Raw genomic sequence first — 15,503 nt, 5'->3', positions numbered from 1 at the left:
AGTTTCCTCCCCGAAACCAATGCCTCTATGGCGGCAAGTTTTCCTTCAGATAGATGTCGATGCGGATGCGTTCCTGTGATTTGTTGAAAGGGACTTTGTCCGATGTTGCACGCAACAGACGCACGGCGGACCGCACCAGATGCCCGGAGTCCTGCGAGATCAGCGCGTCAAAGGTGCCACGGCGAAGCGCATCACGACTAAGCGGCGTGAGTTCATGCGCGATAATGACCAGATCCTTGCTGATCCTGCTCTCTGACAGAAATTGAACCAAACCCGCATTGCCCGCGGCGGAAGAGTATATTCCGACCAGGTCAGGGTAGGTCTCAAATATCCCAGGCATCATCTTGTAGATCAGATCCGGGTCATCTCTGCCCTCGACAGACGCCACGACTTCCAGATGAGGGAACTCTTCAGCGACAACAAGATCAAATCCCTGGCGCCGCTCCAGATGATCACGTGCCAAACGTGAGCCCGTCAGAACCAAAACCTTACCCGGACGATGCACAAAGCGCCCCATCAACTGAGCTGCGGTTCGCCCGGCCGAAACGTTATCGATCCCGACAAAATGATCTCTGTCCGAGCTTGGCAAGTCCGACACCAATGCAACCACTGGAATGCCTTTATCCCTGACCCTCTTCACAGCGTCGCGGACCGAAGGCGTTTCCGGCCCGAATACGGCCACTCCGTCGACATTCAGGCGGTCGACCCCATCCAGAATGTTAACTATGTCCTGAGGCTCGAACGGAGCGACCTTTTTTATCGTGACCCGTGTTCTTTCGATGAACTGATCGCGCGATTGTTCAGCTATCTGATCGCATATCGCCTCGACAAATTCATTGCCGGCATCCGGCAGAATAAAGACGAAATTATAGACACGGTTCCGCGCGAGGTTGGCGGCAGCGGTGTCGCGCACATACCCAAGCTCATCAATCGCCTTTTGTACTTTCTGCACGGTCACCGCCCGCACACCGGGACGCCTGTTCAAGACCCGGTCAACAGTCGCCAGACTGACACCCGCAACGCGCGCGATGTCGTTTACGGTTGGCTTTTTCACCAATTCTAGTTTTTGCTTTTGGTCTTCCACGTGTCTTTCAGCCCTCAATCTCCCGTGCCAAGCCTTCGAACAACAATGCAACAGCTTCTGCACCCGGGTCATTATGTCCGATCAGGTTTTCTTCGGGAACATAGGCTGCGCGGCCTGCCTTGGCACGGTGAATATTTGCGGTTTTGTCAGCACCTTCGCGCGCGGCTTGCGCGGCTTGCACCAGCCCTGAAGGCAGCGCCTCAAGCGCAGGTGCCAGAGCATCAATCATTGTCCTGTCGCCAACTTTGGCCCCACCTACCTGGCTGACCCGGTTCAGACCTTCGACCAAAGACTTTGATATGGAAGCGCCACTGGCACAGGCATCTCCGGCGGCATTGAAAAAGATCGCCAGGATCACACCGGAAGATCCCCCCATGGTCTGGCTCAGCTCATTGCCCAGCGCGGGAAACAATTGCGTCAGATCCGCAAGAGGCATTCGATCCAGGCTTCCCTGCAAAGATCTGGCTGCTGTCGCCAAGGTACTGCCTGTATCTCCATCTCCGGATTTCGCGTCCAATTCGTTCAGGTCTTTCTCGGCTTGGATCAGCAGTTCTGCCAAGCGATTTATTGTTTCCTTGGTCGCCGGATTGTTCGACGGGATGGGGTCAATCGGGGTTAAACCATCAGGCAAAGGGGCAATTCGAACCGGCTTTATCGTTTTGACCCCTGGCCATGCCACCAACTCGACCGGTTCTTCCAGCGCCAACAAGTCACTCGGATCAACCGGCAGAATCGAAACAGAAAATCCATGCATGTCCAGCGAAGTCATCAGCGGTGCCGGACCGATAATATGTCCCGCGATACCGGTTTCGGACAAGGCGTGCGTCAAAACAGACATCTCAAGCGGTGTTGTAGACCCCAAGTTGTTTACCAGCGCCACGCAGTCACCCGCCCCCACTCGCTGCTGCAACTTTTCCACGACGGTGGACATTGCGGTCACGGCATTTGCGAACTCCACCTGCTCAACACCCGGCTCGCCGTGAATACCCAGCCCGAGCTCTGCTTTGCCAGGGGCAATCCTGTCTTCTTTCGGGGAACCCGGAACGGTGCAGGTGTCCAAACTCATCCCGATACTGACTACTTTCTCGACTACGTTCTTAGCGGCCTTGGTTACGGTTTCCAGATCAGCCCCACGTTCTGCCAATGCTCCGGCAATCTTGTGCACGAACAAGGTCCCTGCCACGCCACGCGGTTGCGGCAGGTCAGGAAGGGCGATGTCATCATCGACCACCACCATTTCCACCTTGCGCCCCAATGCGCGGGCGCGCTCGGCCGCCAGTCCAAAATTCAGCCGGTCGCCAGTATAATTCTTGACGATCAGCAAACACCCCGCCTCACCGGTCACGGCCAGAATGCCCGCCAGGACAGCTTCTACCGATGGGGAAGCGAAAACCTCTCCGCATACGGCCGCAGTTAACATTCCCGCGCCCACAAACCCGGCATGGGCAGGTTCGTGGCCGGAACCTCCGCCCGAAACCAGGGCGACTTTCGATTTGTCCCAATCCGATCTGTAGACAACCTTGATATGAGGGTACCCATCCAATCTGGTCAGTGCCCCACCTGAGGATGCAAGAAGACCATCTATCGCCTCGGTCACGAGGGTTTCTTTTGTGTTGAGGAACTGGGCCATGCTTTTGCTCCTTAATTCACGCGCGCGCCGGACGCGTCAAAATACAACGGGTTTCGTGGGCTAATTTTGATAGTCTTACCTGCGGGGTAATCTTGATGGACATCGATCAGCGTCACGACCGGATGGCCATTCAAGTCCAGATGAAGTCGGGTTTGGTCACCCAGGTGTTCGGCACGTATCACGCGCGCGTCACTGCCTTCGCCTTCAATGATGTTTTCCGGGCGAAGACCAATCTGCGGGCCCTTGTGATCTCCTCCGAACAACTCCGACGGAAGGATATTTATCCGCGGCAGACCCAATCGACTGGCAACATAAACACTGCACGGGTTTTCATAGATGTCCCTTGGCGTGCCGTACTGAACCAGCCTGCCCTCTTCCAGAACTCCGATATGTGTTGCCATTGTCATGGCCTCAACCTGATCATGAGTCACATACAAAAGCGTAGACCCAAGGTCGGCCTGAATTCTCTTGAGCTCAACGCGCAGATCCGCTCTCAGCTTGGCATCCAGTGAACTGAGCGGCTCGTCCATCAAGAAAATTTGGGGATCCCGCACCAATGCGCGACCAATCGAAACACGTTGCATCTCTCCGCCGGACAATTCCGTGGCCTTGTTGTCCAGCTTGTGCGGGATTTGCAGGATTTCCGCGACTTCGTTCACCTTCTGCGTGATCTGATCCTCAGGAGTTTTCAGGATCGGCGAACGCAGTGGAAACGACAGATTCTCGCGTACCGTCATATGCGGGTACAGCGAATATTGCTGAAAAACCATCGCCACATCGCGTTGGGCAGGCGTTTCCAGGCCAACATCTCGGCCGGCGATGCGTACCGATCCCGAATCCATCTTCTCGAGTCCGGAAATCAATCGAAGCGTTGTCGTTTTTCCCGCACCTGTCGGACCCAAAAGCACGACGAAGGCACCATCGGGAATTGTCATCGAGATACCATCGACGGCTTGAACAGTTCCGAATGACTTCGAGATGTTCTGCAAAATGACTTCAGCCATTGCTCAGCACCTCTTCGTTCAGGGCGGATTTCAGCGCCCGGCCCGTGGAGCGCTCAAAAAGAGTCACCGTTGTCGAACGGAAATCCAATCCCACGGTTTCACCCGGCGCAACCTTTTCACCTGCGCCGATGCGGGCCTTCAACTCACCGTTCGGGCTTTGCAATGTCACGATCTGGGTTGTCCCCAAGTATTCAGCTGTCAGAACTTTGGCCCGATAGTCACTGTCGTCGGACAAAAAAACATGTTCCGGCCGGACACCGAAGACCAGTTCCCCTTCCGCCCCCTCCATCAGCTTCGGGACCGCTTCGTCATGGCCGTTCAGCCTGACCCTTTCAGAGCCGGGTGCCACTTTTCCCTGAAACGGCAAGAAGTTCATTGACGGAGATCCTATGAAATCCGCCACAAACATGGTCGCAGGTTTGTCGTAGATTTCTTGCGGCGTTCCGAATTGTTCGATCACTGCGTTATTCATGACAACAATCTTGTCGCCCATCTGCATGGCTTCTAGCTGATCGTGTGTGACGTAAACCGTTGTCGCTCCCATTCGATCGTGAAGCGCGCGCAACTCTTCGGCCATATGCTCGCGAAATTCGGCATCCAAAGCGCCAAGAGGTTCGTCCATCATGAACGCCTTGGGCTCGCGAACGATCGCCCGCCCAAGTGCAACGCGCTGCCTGTCGCCACCCGAAAGCCCCCCCACCGGGCTTTCCAGAATGTCAGTTATCCCCAGAATTCCGGCAACTTCTTCGACTTTGGCTTTGACGGCTGCGCGTGACATGCCTTGTGAAATCAGTGGATAGCTGATGTTCTTGCGAACATTCATGTGCGGATACAGCGCGAACATCTGGAAAACGAACGCTATGTCACGTTCTGAAGGCGGTTTTTGGCTGATTTCCTCACCATCCAGATAGATTTCGCCGGAAGTCGGAAGTTCCAGCCCCGCAATCATCCTGAGCGTTGTCGTCTTTCCACATCCCGACGGCCCAAGCAGCATGAAAAACTCACCGTCCTCAATTGTAAAAGAGCTTTCGCGCACAGCAGTGAAATCGCCGAACATCTTCTTTACGTTTTTGACTATGATTTGGGCCATTTCTACTCCGGAAAATGGCTGACGATGATGAACATGACGGTTCCGATCAGCGTGACGATGAAGGAATAGGTGAACGCCCAAAGGACAAAGGGCTGCATCAGCATGAAGACACCCAGTGCGATCAGGATGGTGGCGACCATCTCCCACGGGCCGCGGCGGAGCCGCATCAATCCGGTAAGAAACTCGCTCATTTGCGTACGGCTCCGAATGTGATCCCGCGCAGCAGGTGTTTGCGCATCAGGATGGTGAAAATCATAACGGGGATCAGGAAGATCGTCGCACCAGCCGCAACCGCTGGCCAATCCAGACCGCCGATACCGATGATGGTGGGGATAAACGGGGGCGCTGTCTGCGCGTTGGCCGAAGTCAGCAGCACGGCGAAAGCATATTCATTCCATGCGAAGATCAGGCAGAAGATCGCAGTTGACGCAATGCCTGTGGCGGCTTGCGGCAGCACCACTTTGTAAAAGGCCTGAAACCTCGTGTAGCCATCTATAAGGGCGGCTTCCTCGTACTCTCTTGGAATTTCGTCGATGAAACCCTTCAGCAACCAAACCGCTAGGGAGATATTCACGCCCGTATACAGGAGGATCATTCCCAGATGCGTGTCGCTCAGCCCAAGGTTTCTGAACATCAGGAAGATCGGGATGGCGACAGCGACCGGAGGCATCATCCTTGTACTAAGAATGAAGAACAGAAGGTCGTCTTTGAGCGGTACCTTGAACCTGCTGAACGCATAGGCGGCCAGCGTGCCGAGGAAAATACTCAAGAACGTGGATCCAAATCCGATGATGACCGAATTCATGAAACGCTCGCCGAATTTGGAGGGCCCAACGATCACCATGTCGTATTGGCGGACGATCTCATCGGCCCAGTTCTGTGGCGGGTTGGCTTCCAGAAACTCCTGCGTCTGCCTCGTGCGCGTGGTGAAAAGATTGACGTAACCTTCGAGCGTTGGGTCAAAGACCACTTTGGGCGGGTAGCTGATCGCGTCGGCAGGGGATTTGAACCCAGTCAGCAAAATCCACACCAGCGGGATCATCGTGATCAGCGCATAAGTGATGACCAGGATTCCTGCGATCCATTTGGACCGGTTCGAAGGTTCAGTGACGGAAAAGCCGCTCATCTCTGCTTCACCTTGTTCAGGGCTTTGACGTAAATCGACGCAAGGCCGAACACAGTGACGAACAGGATGATTGCATAAGCCGATGCATACCCTGTACGCCACTTCTCAAACGCCTCTCGCTTGAGATTGATCGAAGTGAGTTCCGTAACGGACCCCGGCCCACCGCCAGTCAATTGCACCACCAGATCAAACATTTTGAAGTTCTCGATCCCTCGAAACAGCACCGCCAGCATCAGGAAAGGCAGCACCATCGGGATCGTAATCGTAAAGAACTGCCGCAGCTTGCTGGCCCTGTCGATCTCGGCCGCCTCGTAGATGTAATCGGGAATACTGCGCAGCCCGGCCAGGCAGATCAGCATCACAAACGGCGTCCACATCCATGTGTCGACGATGACGATGGCCCAGGGCGCCAACGTCACCGAACCCAGCATCTCAAAACTTGACGGGTCTTTGCCGGTGAACCACGAAACGATATAGTTGAACAGGCCGATCTGAGGCTGATAGAGAAACTTCCAAAAGTTCCCGACGACAGCAGGGGACAGCATCATTGGCAAGACAATAATCGTGGTCCACAGGTCGTTTCCCTTAAACTTCTTGTTGATTAGCCACGCCAAGGTGAACCCGATCAGAACCTGAAAAAAGATCGTCCAGAACAAAAAATGCGCCGTCGCCTGCATATTCAACCAGGTGTCGGAATCCGTCAGGATACGCTCGTAATTCCTAAATCCGACATCCTTGACCTCGCGCCCTATCCGATTGGCTTTGTAGTTGGTAAAGCTAAGCTGGATTGTCCAAATCAACGGAAAAATGTTGATTGCAAGCAGCAGGAAGATCGTCGGGGAAATGAATATCCAAGCAATTGCTCGATCGGATAACCCTCTGATTTTGCGCGCAACTCGCGTGGGCGTTGCCTGCGCAACGCGATCTATGGTCCGGTCAGACATTTCTTTGCCAGTTCTTGTCGGTTTGGGACACACGGGTCATGGTGGAGCGGGCTTGAACCCGCTCCTGCCCTGCTTCCGGATTAAAGCTTGCCTTCGTCTTCGAAGACTTCGGTCCAATCCTCGATCAAAAGATCAAGCGCTTCCTGGGCGGTGCCTTGATCGGCGACAACGTAGTCATGGATACGTTTCTGCATGGCCAACAACAATTCCGCATAAGCAGGCTCCTGCCAGAAGTCCTGCACACCTGCCATGGCTTCCAGAAAGTCACCGGCAAAGGGTTGGCTGTCCACGAAGCCGGGGTCTTCCAGCACGGAATTATGTGCTGAATAACCGCCCAGTTCCCACCATTTGGCCTGAACTTCGGGTTGCGCGAACCACTTGATGTACTCAAGCGCGGCATCCTGTTTGTCAGAATAGCTGACGACAGAAATCCCTTGCCCGCCCAACGTTGAACCTGCCTGATTTTGCGGCGGGTTCACGAAGAAGTCGATCTTGTCGCCACCGGTATTGGGATCGGCATAGAGGCCCGGGAAGAATGCAAACCAATTCATGGCCATGGCGACCTGACCTGACTTAAAGGCGTCCAAGCTTTCACCCATGTAAGAGTTTGTGTACCCCGGAGGTGTCGCTGTTTTGTAGAACTCTTTGTAGAATTCCAGCGCTTCGACGGCTTCGGGTGAATTCACGGCGCCTTCCATGTCATACGAGCCCGGCGTATTTTCATACTTGAACCCCCAAGGGTAAAGCGCACTCGTCACACCCATTGTTATCCCTTCCGAACCGCGCTCGGTAAAGATCGCAGCGCCGTACACGGTTTTTCCGTCGATCTCGCGACCTTGGAAAAATTGCGCAATCTGCAACAGCTCTTTCTGGGATTCCGGTTCACGCAAATCTTGACCGGTTGCTTCTTTGTAGGCGGCTTGGATATCGGGATCTTCGAACCAGTCCTTGCGATAGAACCAACCGTTCGCATCACCCATTGCAGGCAGCGCATAGTAATTTGGCGTGCCCTTTGGCCAAGTCGAATAAGCGTACACAGTTGCCGGCGCGAAATCATCCATACTGATGCCTTCAGCATCAAAGAAGTCATTCAGCTTTACATAGTGACCGTTCTCAGCTCCGCCGCCAATCCATTGGCTGTCCCCGATCAGCAGGTCACAAAGCTTCCCTCCGGAATTCAGCTCGTTCAGCATGCGGTCCGCAAAGTTCGGCCAAGGCACAAACTCGAAGTTCATTGTGTGGCCAGACTCGGCCTCGAATTCCTTGGATAGCTCAACCAGCGCGTTGGCCGGGTCCCATGCCGCCCAACACAGTGTCAGGTCTTCAGCATTTGCCTTGGTAGAAAGAGTAGTAGCGGCAAGGACTATTGCGCTGGCAGACGCCAGTTTTGAGTAAGTCATCCATTCCTCCCTTTTTAACGCCGTCAATCGAGGATGTGCGAATCGCGGCATACTTCCAAGGCTATTTGAGGTACGCACCTCAAGTCTAGATAATTTTGAGGTTCGTACCTCAAAATGCCCCATGTAACTTAAATTTACGCTACTAATTCATTGTTTTTGAACAATTTACGCTGCACCATTTCCTTCCGCATACTTTCCAACAATCCACAGGAAAAACCGATAGTCTCAAAACAGTTCTTTGAAACTGACCTGCTGGCAGCTTTGGATAGCCAGTTCTCACAGGCCCTGCATTGCTGGATTTCCGGCTTTACGCCCCCCGCCCGAACGCGTGGAAATCGATGGCCCAGAAGACGCAAGACGAGCCAAATTCGGCTGTTCACGACGGATCGGAAACCAACGCATGAGCGAACTCACCATTGTCAGAATGAAGCGTTACCCTATCAAGGGTCTGAGTCCGGAGCCGCTGAAAACAGTCAACCTGAGCGCGGGTGAGGGTGTACCTGGTGACCGCCTTTTCGGCTTTGCTCGCTACAATTCCGGCTTTGACCCGACTGACCCAAAGCCACTTCCTAAAGACCGCTTTGTTGTTTTGCTGAAAGAAGCTGGGCTTGCGGGTCTCAGGACACGTTTCGACGCAACAACTCAACAGTTGGAAATTGATGTGGACGGCCGCACCCACTGCTTCCGCATGAGTGAGCCCCAAGGAAAAACGGATGCCGCCAGACTCCTCTACGATGCGCTGGAACTACAGGATCCTGAACCGCCTAGATTCGTGTCTTCGCACCCGCATCGTTTCACGGATGTTTCAGTCGTTTCACCGAAGATGATGAATGCGATATCGGTTCTCAACTTAAGCTCTGTTGATGCGTTAAGCAGAAAGTTGCGCACAGACATTCACCCGGACAGATTTCGGGCGAATATCGAAATTGACGTATTGCCACCGTTTTCCGAGCTGAGCTCTGTCGGTTCCACCTTTGTGTTTGGCGATGTCAGGCTGCGGATACTCTCGCGGACGAAAAGATGCGCCGCTACCGAGGTGAATCCTGAGACGGCCCTTCGAGACTTGAACATACCGTTCTTACTTCGAACCCATCTGGGCCATATGGATATGGGGGTTTACGTAGAAGTGCTGGATGGCGGCACCCTCTTTGCTGGCCAAAAAGGAAAATGCCCGCAGGAATAAGTGGCCCAATTGATCTGACACTTACACGTCGCCGGAGTTCTTTTGGCATTCATCGGACGTGATCAGACCAACCTGTGCTCGGAACCACGTAATGCAACTCGCGAAAATTGCAGCATGAATCCAGATCGTCGAATGGAAATGATGCGAAACGGATACAAATGGTGGTGCTGTAAGACAAATTGGAACCAGTCTCTGCTAAGCCAGTATGGCTGCCCTTTTTGTCGCACCAAGTTCGCGCGGCCCGGCGAGAGCGATTGTGCGTGTTCGCTTGAAGGTATCTCTGCTGGCTAACGATCTTTTATGGTTGAAGTGGTTGTAGACGGAGGAGTGGACTACAGCGAACTTCTGCAAACTTCGCATGCGCCTAAAACGTAGCATGGCGCGTTCGCGTCGTTGAAACGGCAGGTGCGAATTCTCGACACGGTTTTTAGGCATCTACCAGCTTGCTGATTTTCTGTAGCACCCAAATCTCTGATTGCCGCCACAGATTATCGGGCTGGCCGTTGATCTTAAAAAAACCTCATCCACATGCCACTTCCATTTTTGAGTACGCCCGCTGCTGCTGGACCCGTTTTCTAAGGATTTCCGTGGCAAACATTGGGCCGAACCGGGTCCACCAGTATCGAACTGCCTCCTGGCTCACATCTATCCTACGCTCATTCATCTGGTCTTCGACATTGTAAAAGGCACAGGAAACCGAAGGTACAATATCACGGCCCGACGAATGATCCTGGGGTTGGCCTAGAATTCCTTGAATGGGCCTGGGTTGGTCACAGGTGGAGGCTTCGAAAGCCCGTGCCCGTTTCAACCCGAGTTCTTCTGACAAGACCCTTTTAGATGTCCACCTGTTCTCGCAATTCAGGTCTGCTTTGGGGTTGGTGTAATAATGGTTCAGAGCTTGCGAAGGAAATCACTGCACTCCGGCGAAAAGTATTTGTTTCTTGCGGTCTGCATCCCTTTGACACAAATCGAAATCGCACTCATGCAAAAAGCCCCGAGGGGAAGGCGCAACTAAGAAATGCCCAAAATCATCTCGCCCTGCGACTAGCGCAACCAAAGTTTTCACGCCGTTTTTCTGTTTCATTGAGGGTTTTATGAAACGCAACGCCGCGCCAATGCGTCTGTCGTCAGTGTAATTGGGTCCCGATGCGTGAAAGAGATGCCCGTGATGCATGGATGCCTGCCCCGCACGCAATTCCGCAGCCACTGCATCTTGTTCGTTCACATCGACTGCGATTTCCTGCCCGCGTGATAACAGATTGTTTTTGCTGAAGGTGTCTACGTGAGGCACGATACGGTTTTTATGGCTGCCTGGAACAAACTTCATACACCCGCTTTGCTCAGACGCTTCTGAAATCGCAACCCAACAAGTAACCTCTTCTGCATCATCCAATCCCCAATAGGTCAAGTCCTGGTGCCACGAGACGATTTTCGATGATCGCGCCTCTTTTACGAAAAGTGCACCGCTCCAAACCATGAGGTCCGGCCCCAACACCGTTGAAGCAGCCTCAATCAGCTTCGAATGGCGGAGAAGTGCATCGAATGATGGTATCAGCCTGTCCGGATACGAGTATAGAAGCTTGAGTTTCTCTGGGTCATCTCTGAGGGTGCGCTCTGCTTTCTCAAAATCATCGCGCAGCGTTTGAACCTCGGAAACTGTCAGGATATCCAGCGGAGCCACGAAACCATCTCTTTCATAAGTCGTCGCTATATCAGGCATTCGTTTAACCATTGTCATTATCCGGAAATGTTAACTGCACCTTCATTGATTGGCTTCGATCAGACGCAACCTCGAAAGCAGTGACAGCCTCCCCAACTTCGAAGGAATGCGTCACCAGATGGTCGACGTTTAGTAGTCCGTTTCGCATCATTTCGACAGCGACCGCGAACTCGGAATGGAAACGGAAAGATCCGCGAAGTGCAATCTCTTTTGCAGTCAACGCCTGCATCGTCACTGTCATGTCTCCGCCCAGGCCAAGCTGAACCAAAGTTCCACGCGGGCGCAAGCATGCGACGCCAGAAGCCAGGGCCGATTGAGCCCCGGAACATTCCAGTTGGACGTCAATCTGGCCCTTGTCCTTTTCAAACCGTTCCAACATTTGCGGATCAGTGTAGGTGTTGATGACATCGTCTGCCCCGCATTCACGCGCTATGGCTAGGGTCTGGTCCGAGATATCTGTCGCGACTATTCTGGCCACCCCAGAACGACGTGCCACCAAGATCGTAAGGCAGCCGATCGGGCCGCATCCGGTGATAAGCACCGTTTTACCCACCAGGCTTCCAGCTTGTTTAACCGCGTGCAAACAAACCGCCAGCGGTTCTGCCATAGCGGCCTGTGCAGGGCTCAACCCGTCTGCCGGAACACATTGACTGGCTTTCGCCACGAGTTTGCTCCGAAAAGCGCCTTGGATATGCGGGAACGGCATTGCGCTGCCATAGAACTTCATATCAAGACAGTGGTTTTGCTGCCCGTTCAGACAATAGTAGCAGGCTTGGCAGGGGCGGGATGGAGAAACTGCAACCAATTGACCTAGGTTCAGCCCCTGCACACTTGACCCGAATTCTACGATTTCGCCGGCGACTTCGTGTCCAAGCACCATCGGTTGAAGCAACTTGATCGCGCCGAAGCCACCGTGGTTGTAATAATGCAGGTCAGAGCCGCAAATCCCCCCCACGCGCAATGCAATTAAAACTTCGTCTTGTCCCAGGTCGCGTACATCCCGGTTTTCCAACCTCAGATCTTTCGCAGCATGGATAACAACAGCAACACTGGCCGAAGACATTGCGCAGACTCCCTATACACATCGCCAAAAGATACGGATAGTCGGTGCCGACAACCAAGGGATTTTTGCATGACGCTTGAAATGTTCAGCCTAAGTGGAACTCGGGCGCTGATAACAGGCTCCAGTCAGGGAATTGGATTTGCACTGGCGCGAGGTTTGGCCACTGCTGGTGCGCAGGTCGTGTTAAACGGGCGCGACACCACAAAACTGGCAGCAGCAGCCTCCAAACTAAGTGAAACAGGCGCCTCGGTACGGGAACTTGCGTTCGATGCGACCGATCATGAAGGCGTCCGATCTGCTGTGGACGACTTTGAAGAAAAGGTTGGCCCGATAGACATCCTGATAAACAACGCCGGAATGCAACATAGGGCGGAGTTACAGGATTTCCCCGCTGATGCCTTCGAGCGCCTACTACAGACAAATGTCGCGTCCGTCTTTCACGTCGGTCAGGCAGTGGCACGACACATGATTGAAAGAAAGTCCGGCAAGATCATTAACATTGCGTCGGTTCAATCCGCATTGGCAAGACCGGGCATTGCGCCTTACACGGCAACAAAAGGTGCCGTGACCAACCTTACAAAAGGCATGGCAACTGATTGGGCCAAGTATGGTCTGAACTGCAATGCCATTGCGCCCGGATATTTCGATACACCTTTGAACGCCGCATTGGTTGCTGACCCAGCGTTTAGTGCATGGCTCGAGAAACGTACCCCGGCCGGTCGCTGGGGCAATGTAGAAGAACTTGTCGGTGCCGCCATATTCCTTGCGTCCCCTGCATCCAGTTTCGTCAATGGACATACTCTCTATGTCGATGGTGGAATAACGGCGTCACTTTGATTTGCGGCTTTCAATCCTCTGCTGAATGCGACTGACAGTAGATACCGTTTACAGCGCCGACGCCAAAGCAATCACCACAACAACAATCAAGGAAGCCGCCATCGCAAAGTTGATCCTTCGATGCGATCTTTGGCTTATATCAAGGCTGCCCAGTTTTGCGCCAGCACCCAGCCAGATCATGTGCACTGGCACCCATATCATATTGAAAACAAGGATTTTTATGACGACCTCCCAAATGGGCGCATCGGGTAAAAAGGCAAACCCTGAAAACAATGCTGTGCTGACCACGTAAGCCTTGGGATTAATGAACTGAAGTGTCAGCCCATTCGCAAAACCAAGTGGCGAAACCGCTGGAGAAAACCCGACCTTTGAGCCAGCGCTGGCAATTCGCCAGGCCAGAAATACCAAATACCCGACTGAGGCGAATAGCAGCAAAGTTCTGAGCGCCGGTATAGCCAAAGCTACCGCAGCGACTCCAGAGACAACCAACATCATGTTGATAAACCCGCCCAGCATCAAACCAGCCACGAAGGCGAGACCAGCTCGAAAACCAAATGCTGATCCAATACCCGCTGTTGTTAGAACGCCTGGGCCCGGCGTAATCAGCAGAAAGAAAACCGCGACAGCAAACTCAAACACTCTTCAGATTGGCCTTTTACAGATCTCTGCATTCTGGCACAGCTGTGATCACCGATCCGTCCTTAAGGTGTTGCAGAAGATTGTCGACGGTTAGGTCACCCATAGCTGCACGCGTCTCAATAGTCGCGCTACCAGCGTGAGGGAGCAGAACGACATTGGACATCTCGCGCAACGCTTTTGGAACACGCGGTTCGTCCTCGAAAACATCAAGCCCCGCCCACCCAAGCTCGCCGTTTTGCAATGCGTTGATAAGGGCAGTTTCGTCGACGACCGAACCTCGACTAACGTTTATCAGAGTGCCGCCCGCCCCCAACGCGCGAAGCACCTCAGCGTTGACCAGCCTATTGGTCGACGGACCGCCGGGCGTGATGCATATGAGGACGTCAACATGTTCTGCCATTTCAACCAAATTGTCGAAATAACGGTACGGGACATCCTTTTGATTGCGGGTATGATAAGAGATTTCGGGGGCCCACGGCTCCAACTTATCAACGATCGCCTGACCAATGCGACCAAGACCAAGAATGCCTATCTTTTGATTGTCTGCTGATCGGGTCAAAGGGGCATTACCTTCAACCTCCCACCGTCCGGACCGAACGTAATTGTCGTCACGTAAAAGCTCTCGGTAACATGACAGCAATAGCAGAACGGCGGTGGTTGCGACTTCTTTGTTCAAAACATCGGGTGTGTGCGTCACACAAATCCCGCGCTCAGCCGCGGCATTTGCATCTACGGCGTCGTAACCGACTCCATAGACGCTGATCATCTTCAGATTGCTGAGTGATGTCATCAGGTCATGCGGAACACCGTCGTGCCCGTTCGTTACGATATGCGTAATACTATCCGCGTTGAAATCGTCCAATTGATGAATGTCGAACGCTGCGGACAGGCGTTCTCGCATCCGTTCAGTGATCCAGCCGATTTGCAATAAGTCAGTCATCTTGGCCGACCTTTTGCCGCTGAACACCAAGCCCATCGATGCGAAGCTCCATTACGTCGCCTTTTTTCAGGTAAACTGGTTCCGGTTTGATCCCCATTCCGACGCCGGGCGGTGTTCCAGTTGAAATGACGTCACCGGGGTGCAGTGTGAAAAGTTGGCTTAGATGTTCAATGATCTCGGCAACCGAAAAAATCATCGTAGCAGTATTCCCGGTTTGCATGCGCTGACCGTTTACATCCAGTGACATACCAAGACTTTGAGGATCAGGCACTTCATCCCGGGTCACTAGCCACGGACCAGTAGGGCCAAATGTGTCGCACGACTTGCCCTTGGTCCATTGACCGGTCAGTTGAGTTTGAAAATGCCTTTCCGACACATCGTTTACGATGCAATAGCCCGCAACATGTTCGAGCGCATCGGCCTTGGAAACGTATTTGGCCGTCTTACCGATGACGACCCCCAGTTCGCATTCCCAATCGGTGCAGGTAGATCCGCGCGGCATGACAACATCGTCATATGCCCCTATGATCGCTGAGTTAGCCTTGAAAAAAAGTATCGGATGCTCGGGAATATCTGCGCCGGTTTCTGCAGCATGGTCCGAGTAGTTCAGACCGATGCAAAGAAATTTTCCGATGTCACCGACACACGGTGCGATACGGGGATCCCCCTCGACAATTGGCAGGTTATTCGGATCCAATAAGCGCAGATTATCAAGCGTTCCGTCATCCAGAACATCGCCCGTAACATCATTGATGTGGGCGGACAAATCCCGCAATTGACCCTGGGAATCGACCAAAGCAGGATTTTCCGAGCCCTCGGCTCCGTAACGAACAAGTTTCATTT

At 53.3% G+C, this 15,503-nt stretch carries 15 protein-coding genes; 2 read left to right on the top strand and 13 right to left on the bottom strand.

Translation table 11 applies throughout. The features are described from left to right. Window positions 1-25: 25 nt before the first annotated feature. The 8 genes from GOW09_RS01725 to GOW09_RS01690 all read right to left on the bottom strand — a co-directional run bounded on the left by GOW09_RS01725 (window position 26) and on the right by GOW09_RS01690 (window position 8,278). The gene (locus tag GOW09_RS01725; protein ID WP_371808009.1) at window positions 26-1,054 is read right to left on the bottom strand and encodes a LacI family DNA-binding transcriptional regulator; all 1,029 of its coding nucleotides are present in this window, start codon (window positions 1,052-1,054) and stop codon (window positions 26-28) included. Between the two features lie 37 nt (window positions 1,055-1,091). Continuing rightward, entirely contained in the window at window positions 1,092-2,714 is a 1,623-nt protein-coding gene (locus GOW09_RS01720; protein WP_171115170.1) for a dihydroxyacetone kinase subunit DhaK, read from the bottom strand. 11 nt (window positions 2,715-2,725) lie between these two features. Next, entirely contained in the window at window positions 2,726-3,718 is a 993-nt protein-coding gene (locus tag GOW09_RS01715; RefSeq protein WP_171115168.1) for an ABC transporter ATP-binding protein, read from the bottom strand. Then, window positions 3,711-4,808: an ABC transporter ATP-binding protein gene (locus GOW09_RS01710; RefSeq protein ID WP_171115167.1), complete on the bottom strand. Its 1,098-nt coding sequence runs from the start codon at window positions 4,806-4,808 to the stop codon at window positions 3,711-3,713. Before GOW09_RS01710 ends, GOW09_RS01715 begins: the two co-directional genes overlap by 8 nt. Window positions 4,809-4,810: 2 nt before the next feature. Next, window positions 4,811-4,999 carry a hypothetical protein gene (locus tag GOW09_RS01705; RefSeq protein WP_058274732.1) on the bottom strand — a complete coding sequence of 63 codons (189 nt, stop codon included), beginning with the start codon at window positions 4,997-4,999 and terminating at the stop codon, window positions 4,811-4,813. After that, complete coding sequence (locus GOW09_RS01700; protein ID WP_171115165.1) at window positions 4,996-5,934, bottom strand: carbohydrate ABC transporter permease; 939 nt, start codon at window positions 5,932-5,934, stop codon at window positions 4,996-4,998. Before GOW09_RS01700 ends, GOW09_RS01705 begins: the two co-directional genes overlap by 4 nt. Beyond that, window positions 5,931-6,878 (bottom strand): carbohydrate ABC transporter permease, encoded by a 948-nt coding sequence (locus GOW09_RS01695; protein WP_171115163.1) that lies wholly within the window; start codon window positions 6,876-6,878, stop codon window positions 5,931-5,933. The genes GOW09_RS01700 and GOW09_RS01695 overlap by 4 nt, the downstream gene beginning before the upstream one ends. Before the next feature lie 80 nt (window positions 6,879-6,958). Then, entirely contained in the window at window positions 6,959-8,278 is a 1,320-nt protein-coding gene (locus GOW09_RS01690; protein ID WP_152458518.1) for an ABC transporter substrate-binding protein, read from the bottom strand. A gap of 400 nt (window positions 8,279-8,678) precedes the next feature. On the opposite strand from GOW09_RS01690, the gene GOW09_RS01685 reads away from it, so the two are divergent. After that, complete coding sequence (locus GOW09_RS01685; RefSeq protein ID WP_171115161.1) at window positions 8,679-9,461, top strand: MOSC domain-containing protein; 783 nt, start codon at window positions 8,679-8,681, stop codon at window positions 9,459-9,461. 910 nt (window positions 9,462-10,371) lie between these two features. Here GOW09_RS01685 and GOW09_RS01680 read toward each other — a convergent pair. Both GOW09_RS01680 and GOW09_RS01675 read right to left on the bottom strand, forming a co-directional pair. Next, window positions 10,372-11,193 (bottom strand): phytanoyl-CoA dioxygenase family protein, encoded by an 822-nt coding sequence (locus GOW09_RS01680; RefSeq protein ID WP_253284155.1) that lies wholly within the window; start codon window positions 11,191-11,193, stop codon window positions 10,372-10,374. After that, entirely contained in the window at window positions 11,186-12,244 is a 1,059-nt protein-coding gene (locus GOW09_RS01675) for an L-idonate 5-dehydrogenase (protein WP_171115157.1), read from the bottom strand. Before GOW09_RS01675 ends, GOW09_RS01680 begins: the two co-directional genes overlap by 8 nt. A 69-nt stretch (window positions 12,245-12,313) precedes the next feature. On the opposite strand from GOW09_RS01675, the gene GOW09_RS01670 reads away from it, so the two are divergent. Next, a complete protein-coding gene (locus GOW09_RS01670) occupies window positions 12,314-13,081 on the top strand; it encodes an SDR family oxidoreductase (protein ID WP_171115155.1) in 768 nt (255 codons plus the stop codon). Between the two features lie 48 nt (window positions 13,082-13,129). On the opposite strand, the gene GOW09_RS01665 is transcribed toward GOW09_RS01670, so the two are convergent. Genes GOW09_RS01665 through GOW09_RS01655 form a run of 3 tightly spaced genes read right to left on the bottom strand, consistent with a single transcriptional unit; the run spans window position 13,130 to window position 15,501 of the window. Further along, on the bottom strand, window positions 13,130-13,720 hold the full coding sequence (locus GOW09_RS01665; protein WP_171115153.1) for a LysE family translocator: 591 nt from the start codon (window positions 13,718-13,720) through the stop codon (window positions 13,130-13,132). Window positions 13,721-13,736: 16 nt separating this feature from the next. Beyond that, window positions 13,737-14,696: a 2-hydroxyacid dehydrogenase gene (locus GOW09_RS01660; protein WP_254442685.1), complete on the bottom strand. Its 960-nt coding sequence runs from the start codon at window positions 14,694-14,696 to the stop codon at window positions 13,737-13,739. Beyond that, window positions 14,653-15,501: a fumarylacetoacetate hydrolase family protein gene (locus GOW09_RS01655; protein ID WP_171115151.1), complete on the bottom strand. Its 849-nt coding sequence runs from the start codon at window positions 15,499-15,501 to the stop codon at window positions 14,653-14,655. The genes GOW09_RS01660 and GOW09_RS01655 overlap by 44 nt, the downstream gene beginning before the upstream one ends. Window positions 15,502-15,503 lie beyond the last annotated feature (2 nt).

The sequence above is a fragment of the Ruegeria sp. HKCCA5463 genome (assembly GCF_013034175.1).
Lineage (GTDB): Bacteria > Pseudomonadota > Alphaproteobacteria > Rhodobacterales > Rhodobacteraceae > Ruegeria.
The sequence above is the reverse complement of the archived record's forward strand: the minus strand, read 5'-3'. Positions and strand labels throughout refer to the sequence as shown.

What these genes read in the sequence shown, in the direction of transcription:
- GOW09_RS01720 (WP_171115170.1), bottom strand. Translation starts at nt 2,714, where the DNA reads ATGGCCCAGTTCCTCAACACAAAAGAAACCCTCGTGACCGAGGCGATA.
- GOW09_RS01685 (WP_171115161.1), top strand. Translation starts at nt 8,679, where the DNA reads ATGAGCGAACTCACCATTGTCAGAATGAAGCGTTACCCTATCAAGGGT.
- GOW09_RS01680 (WP_253284155.1), bottom strand. Translation starts at nt 11,193, where the DNA reads ATGGTTAAACGAATGCCTGATATAGCGACGACTTATGAAAGAGATGGT.
- GOW09_RS01695 (WP_171115163.1), bottom strand. Translation starts at nt 6,878, where the DNA reads ATGTCTGACCGGACCATAGATCGCGTTGCGCAGGCAACGCCCACGCGA.
- GOW09_RS01700 (WP_171115165.1), bottom strand. Translation starts at nt 5,934, where the DNA reads ATGAGCGGCTTTTCCGTCACTGAACCTTCGAACCGGTCCAAATGGATC.
- GOW09_RS01690 (WP_152458518.1), bottom strand. Translation starts at nt 8,278, where the DNA reads ATGACTTACTCAAAACTGGCGTCTGCCAGCGCAATAGTCCTTGCCGCT.
- GOW09_RS01705 (WP_058274732.1), bottom strand. Translation starts at nt 4,999, where the DNA reads ATGAGCGAGTTTCTTACCGGATTGATGCGGCTCCGCCGCGGCCCGTGG.
- GOW09_RS01655 (WP_171115151.1), bottom strand. Translation starts at nt 15,501, where the DNA reads ATGAAACTTGTTCGTTACGGAGCCGAGGGCTCGGAAAATCCTGCTTTG.
- GOW09_RS01710 (WP_171115167.1), bottom strand. Translation starts at nt 4,808, where the DNA reads ATGGCCCAAATCATAGTCAAAAACGTAAAGAAGATGTTCGGCGATTTC.
- GOW09_RS01670 (WP_171115155.1), top strand. Translation starts at nt 12,314, where the DNA reads ATGACGCTTGAAATGTTCAGCCTAAGTGGAACTCGGGCGCTGATAACA.
- GOW09_RS01715 (WP_171115168.1), bottom strand. Translation starts at nt 3,718, where the DNA reads ATGGCTGAAGTCATTTTGCAGAACATCTCGAAGTCATTCGGAACTGTT.
- GOW09_RS01675 (WP_171115157.1), bottom strand. Translation starts at nt 12,244, where the DNA reads ATGTCTTCGGCCAGTGTTGCTGTTGTTATCCATGCTGCGAAAGATCTG.
- GOW09_RS01660 (WP_254442685.1), bottom strand. Translation starts at nt 14,696, where the DNA reads ATGGGCTTGGTGTTCAGCGGCAAAAGGTCGGCCAAGATGACTGACTTA.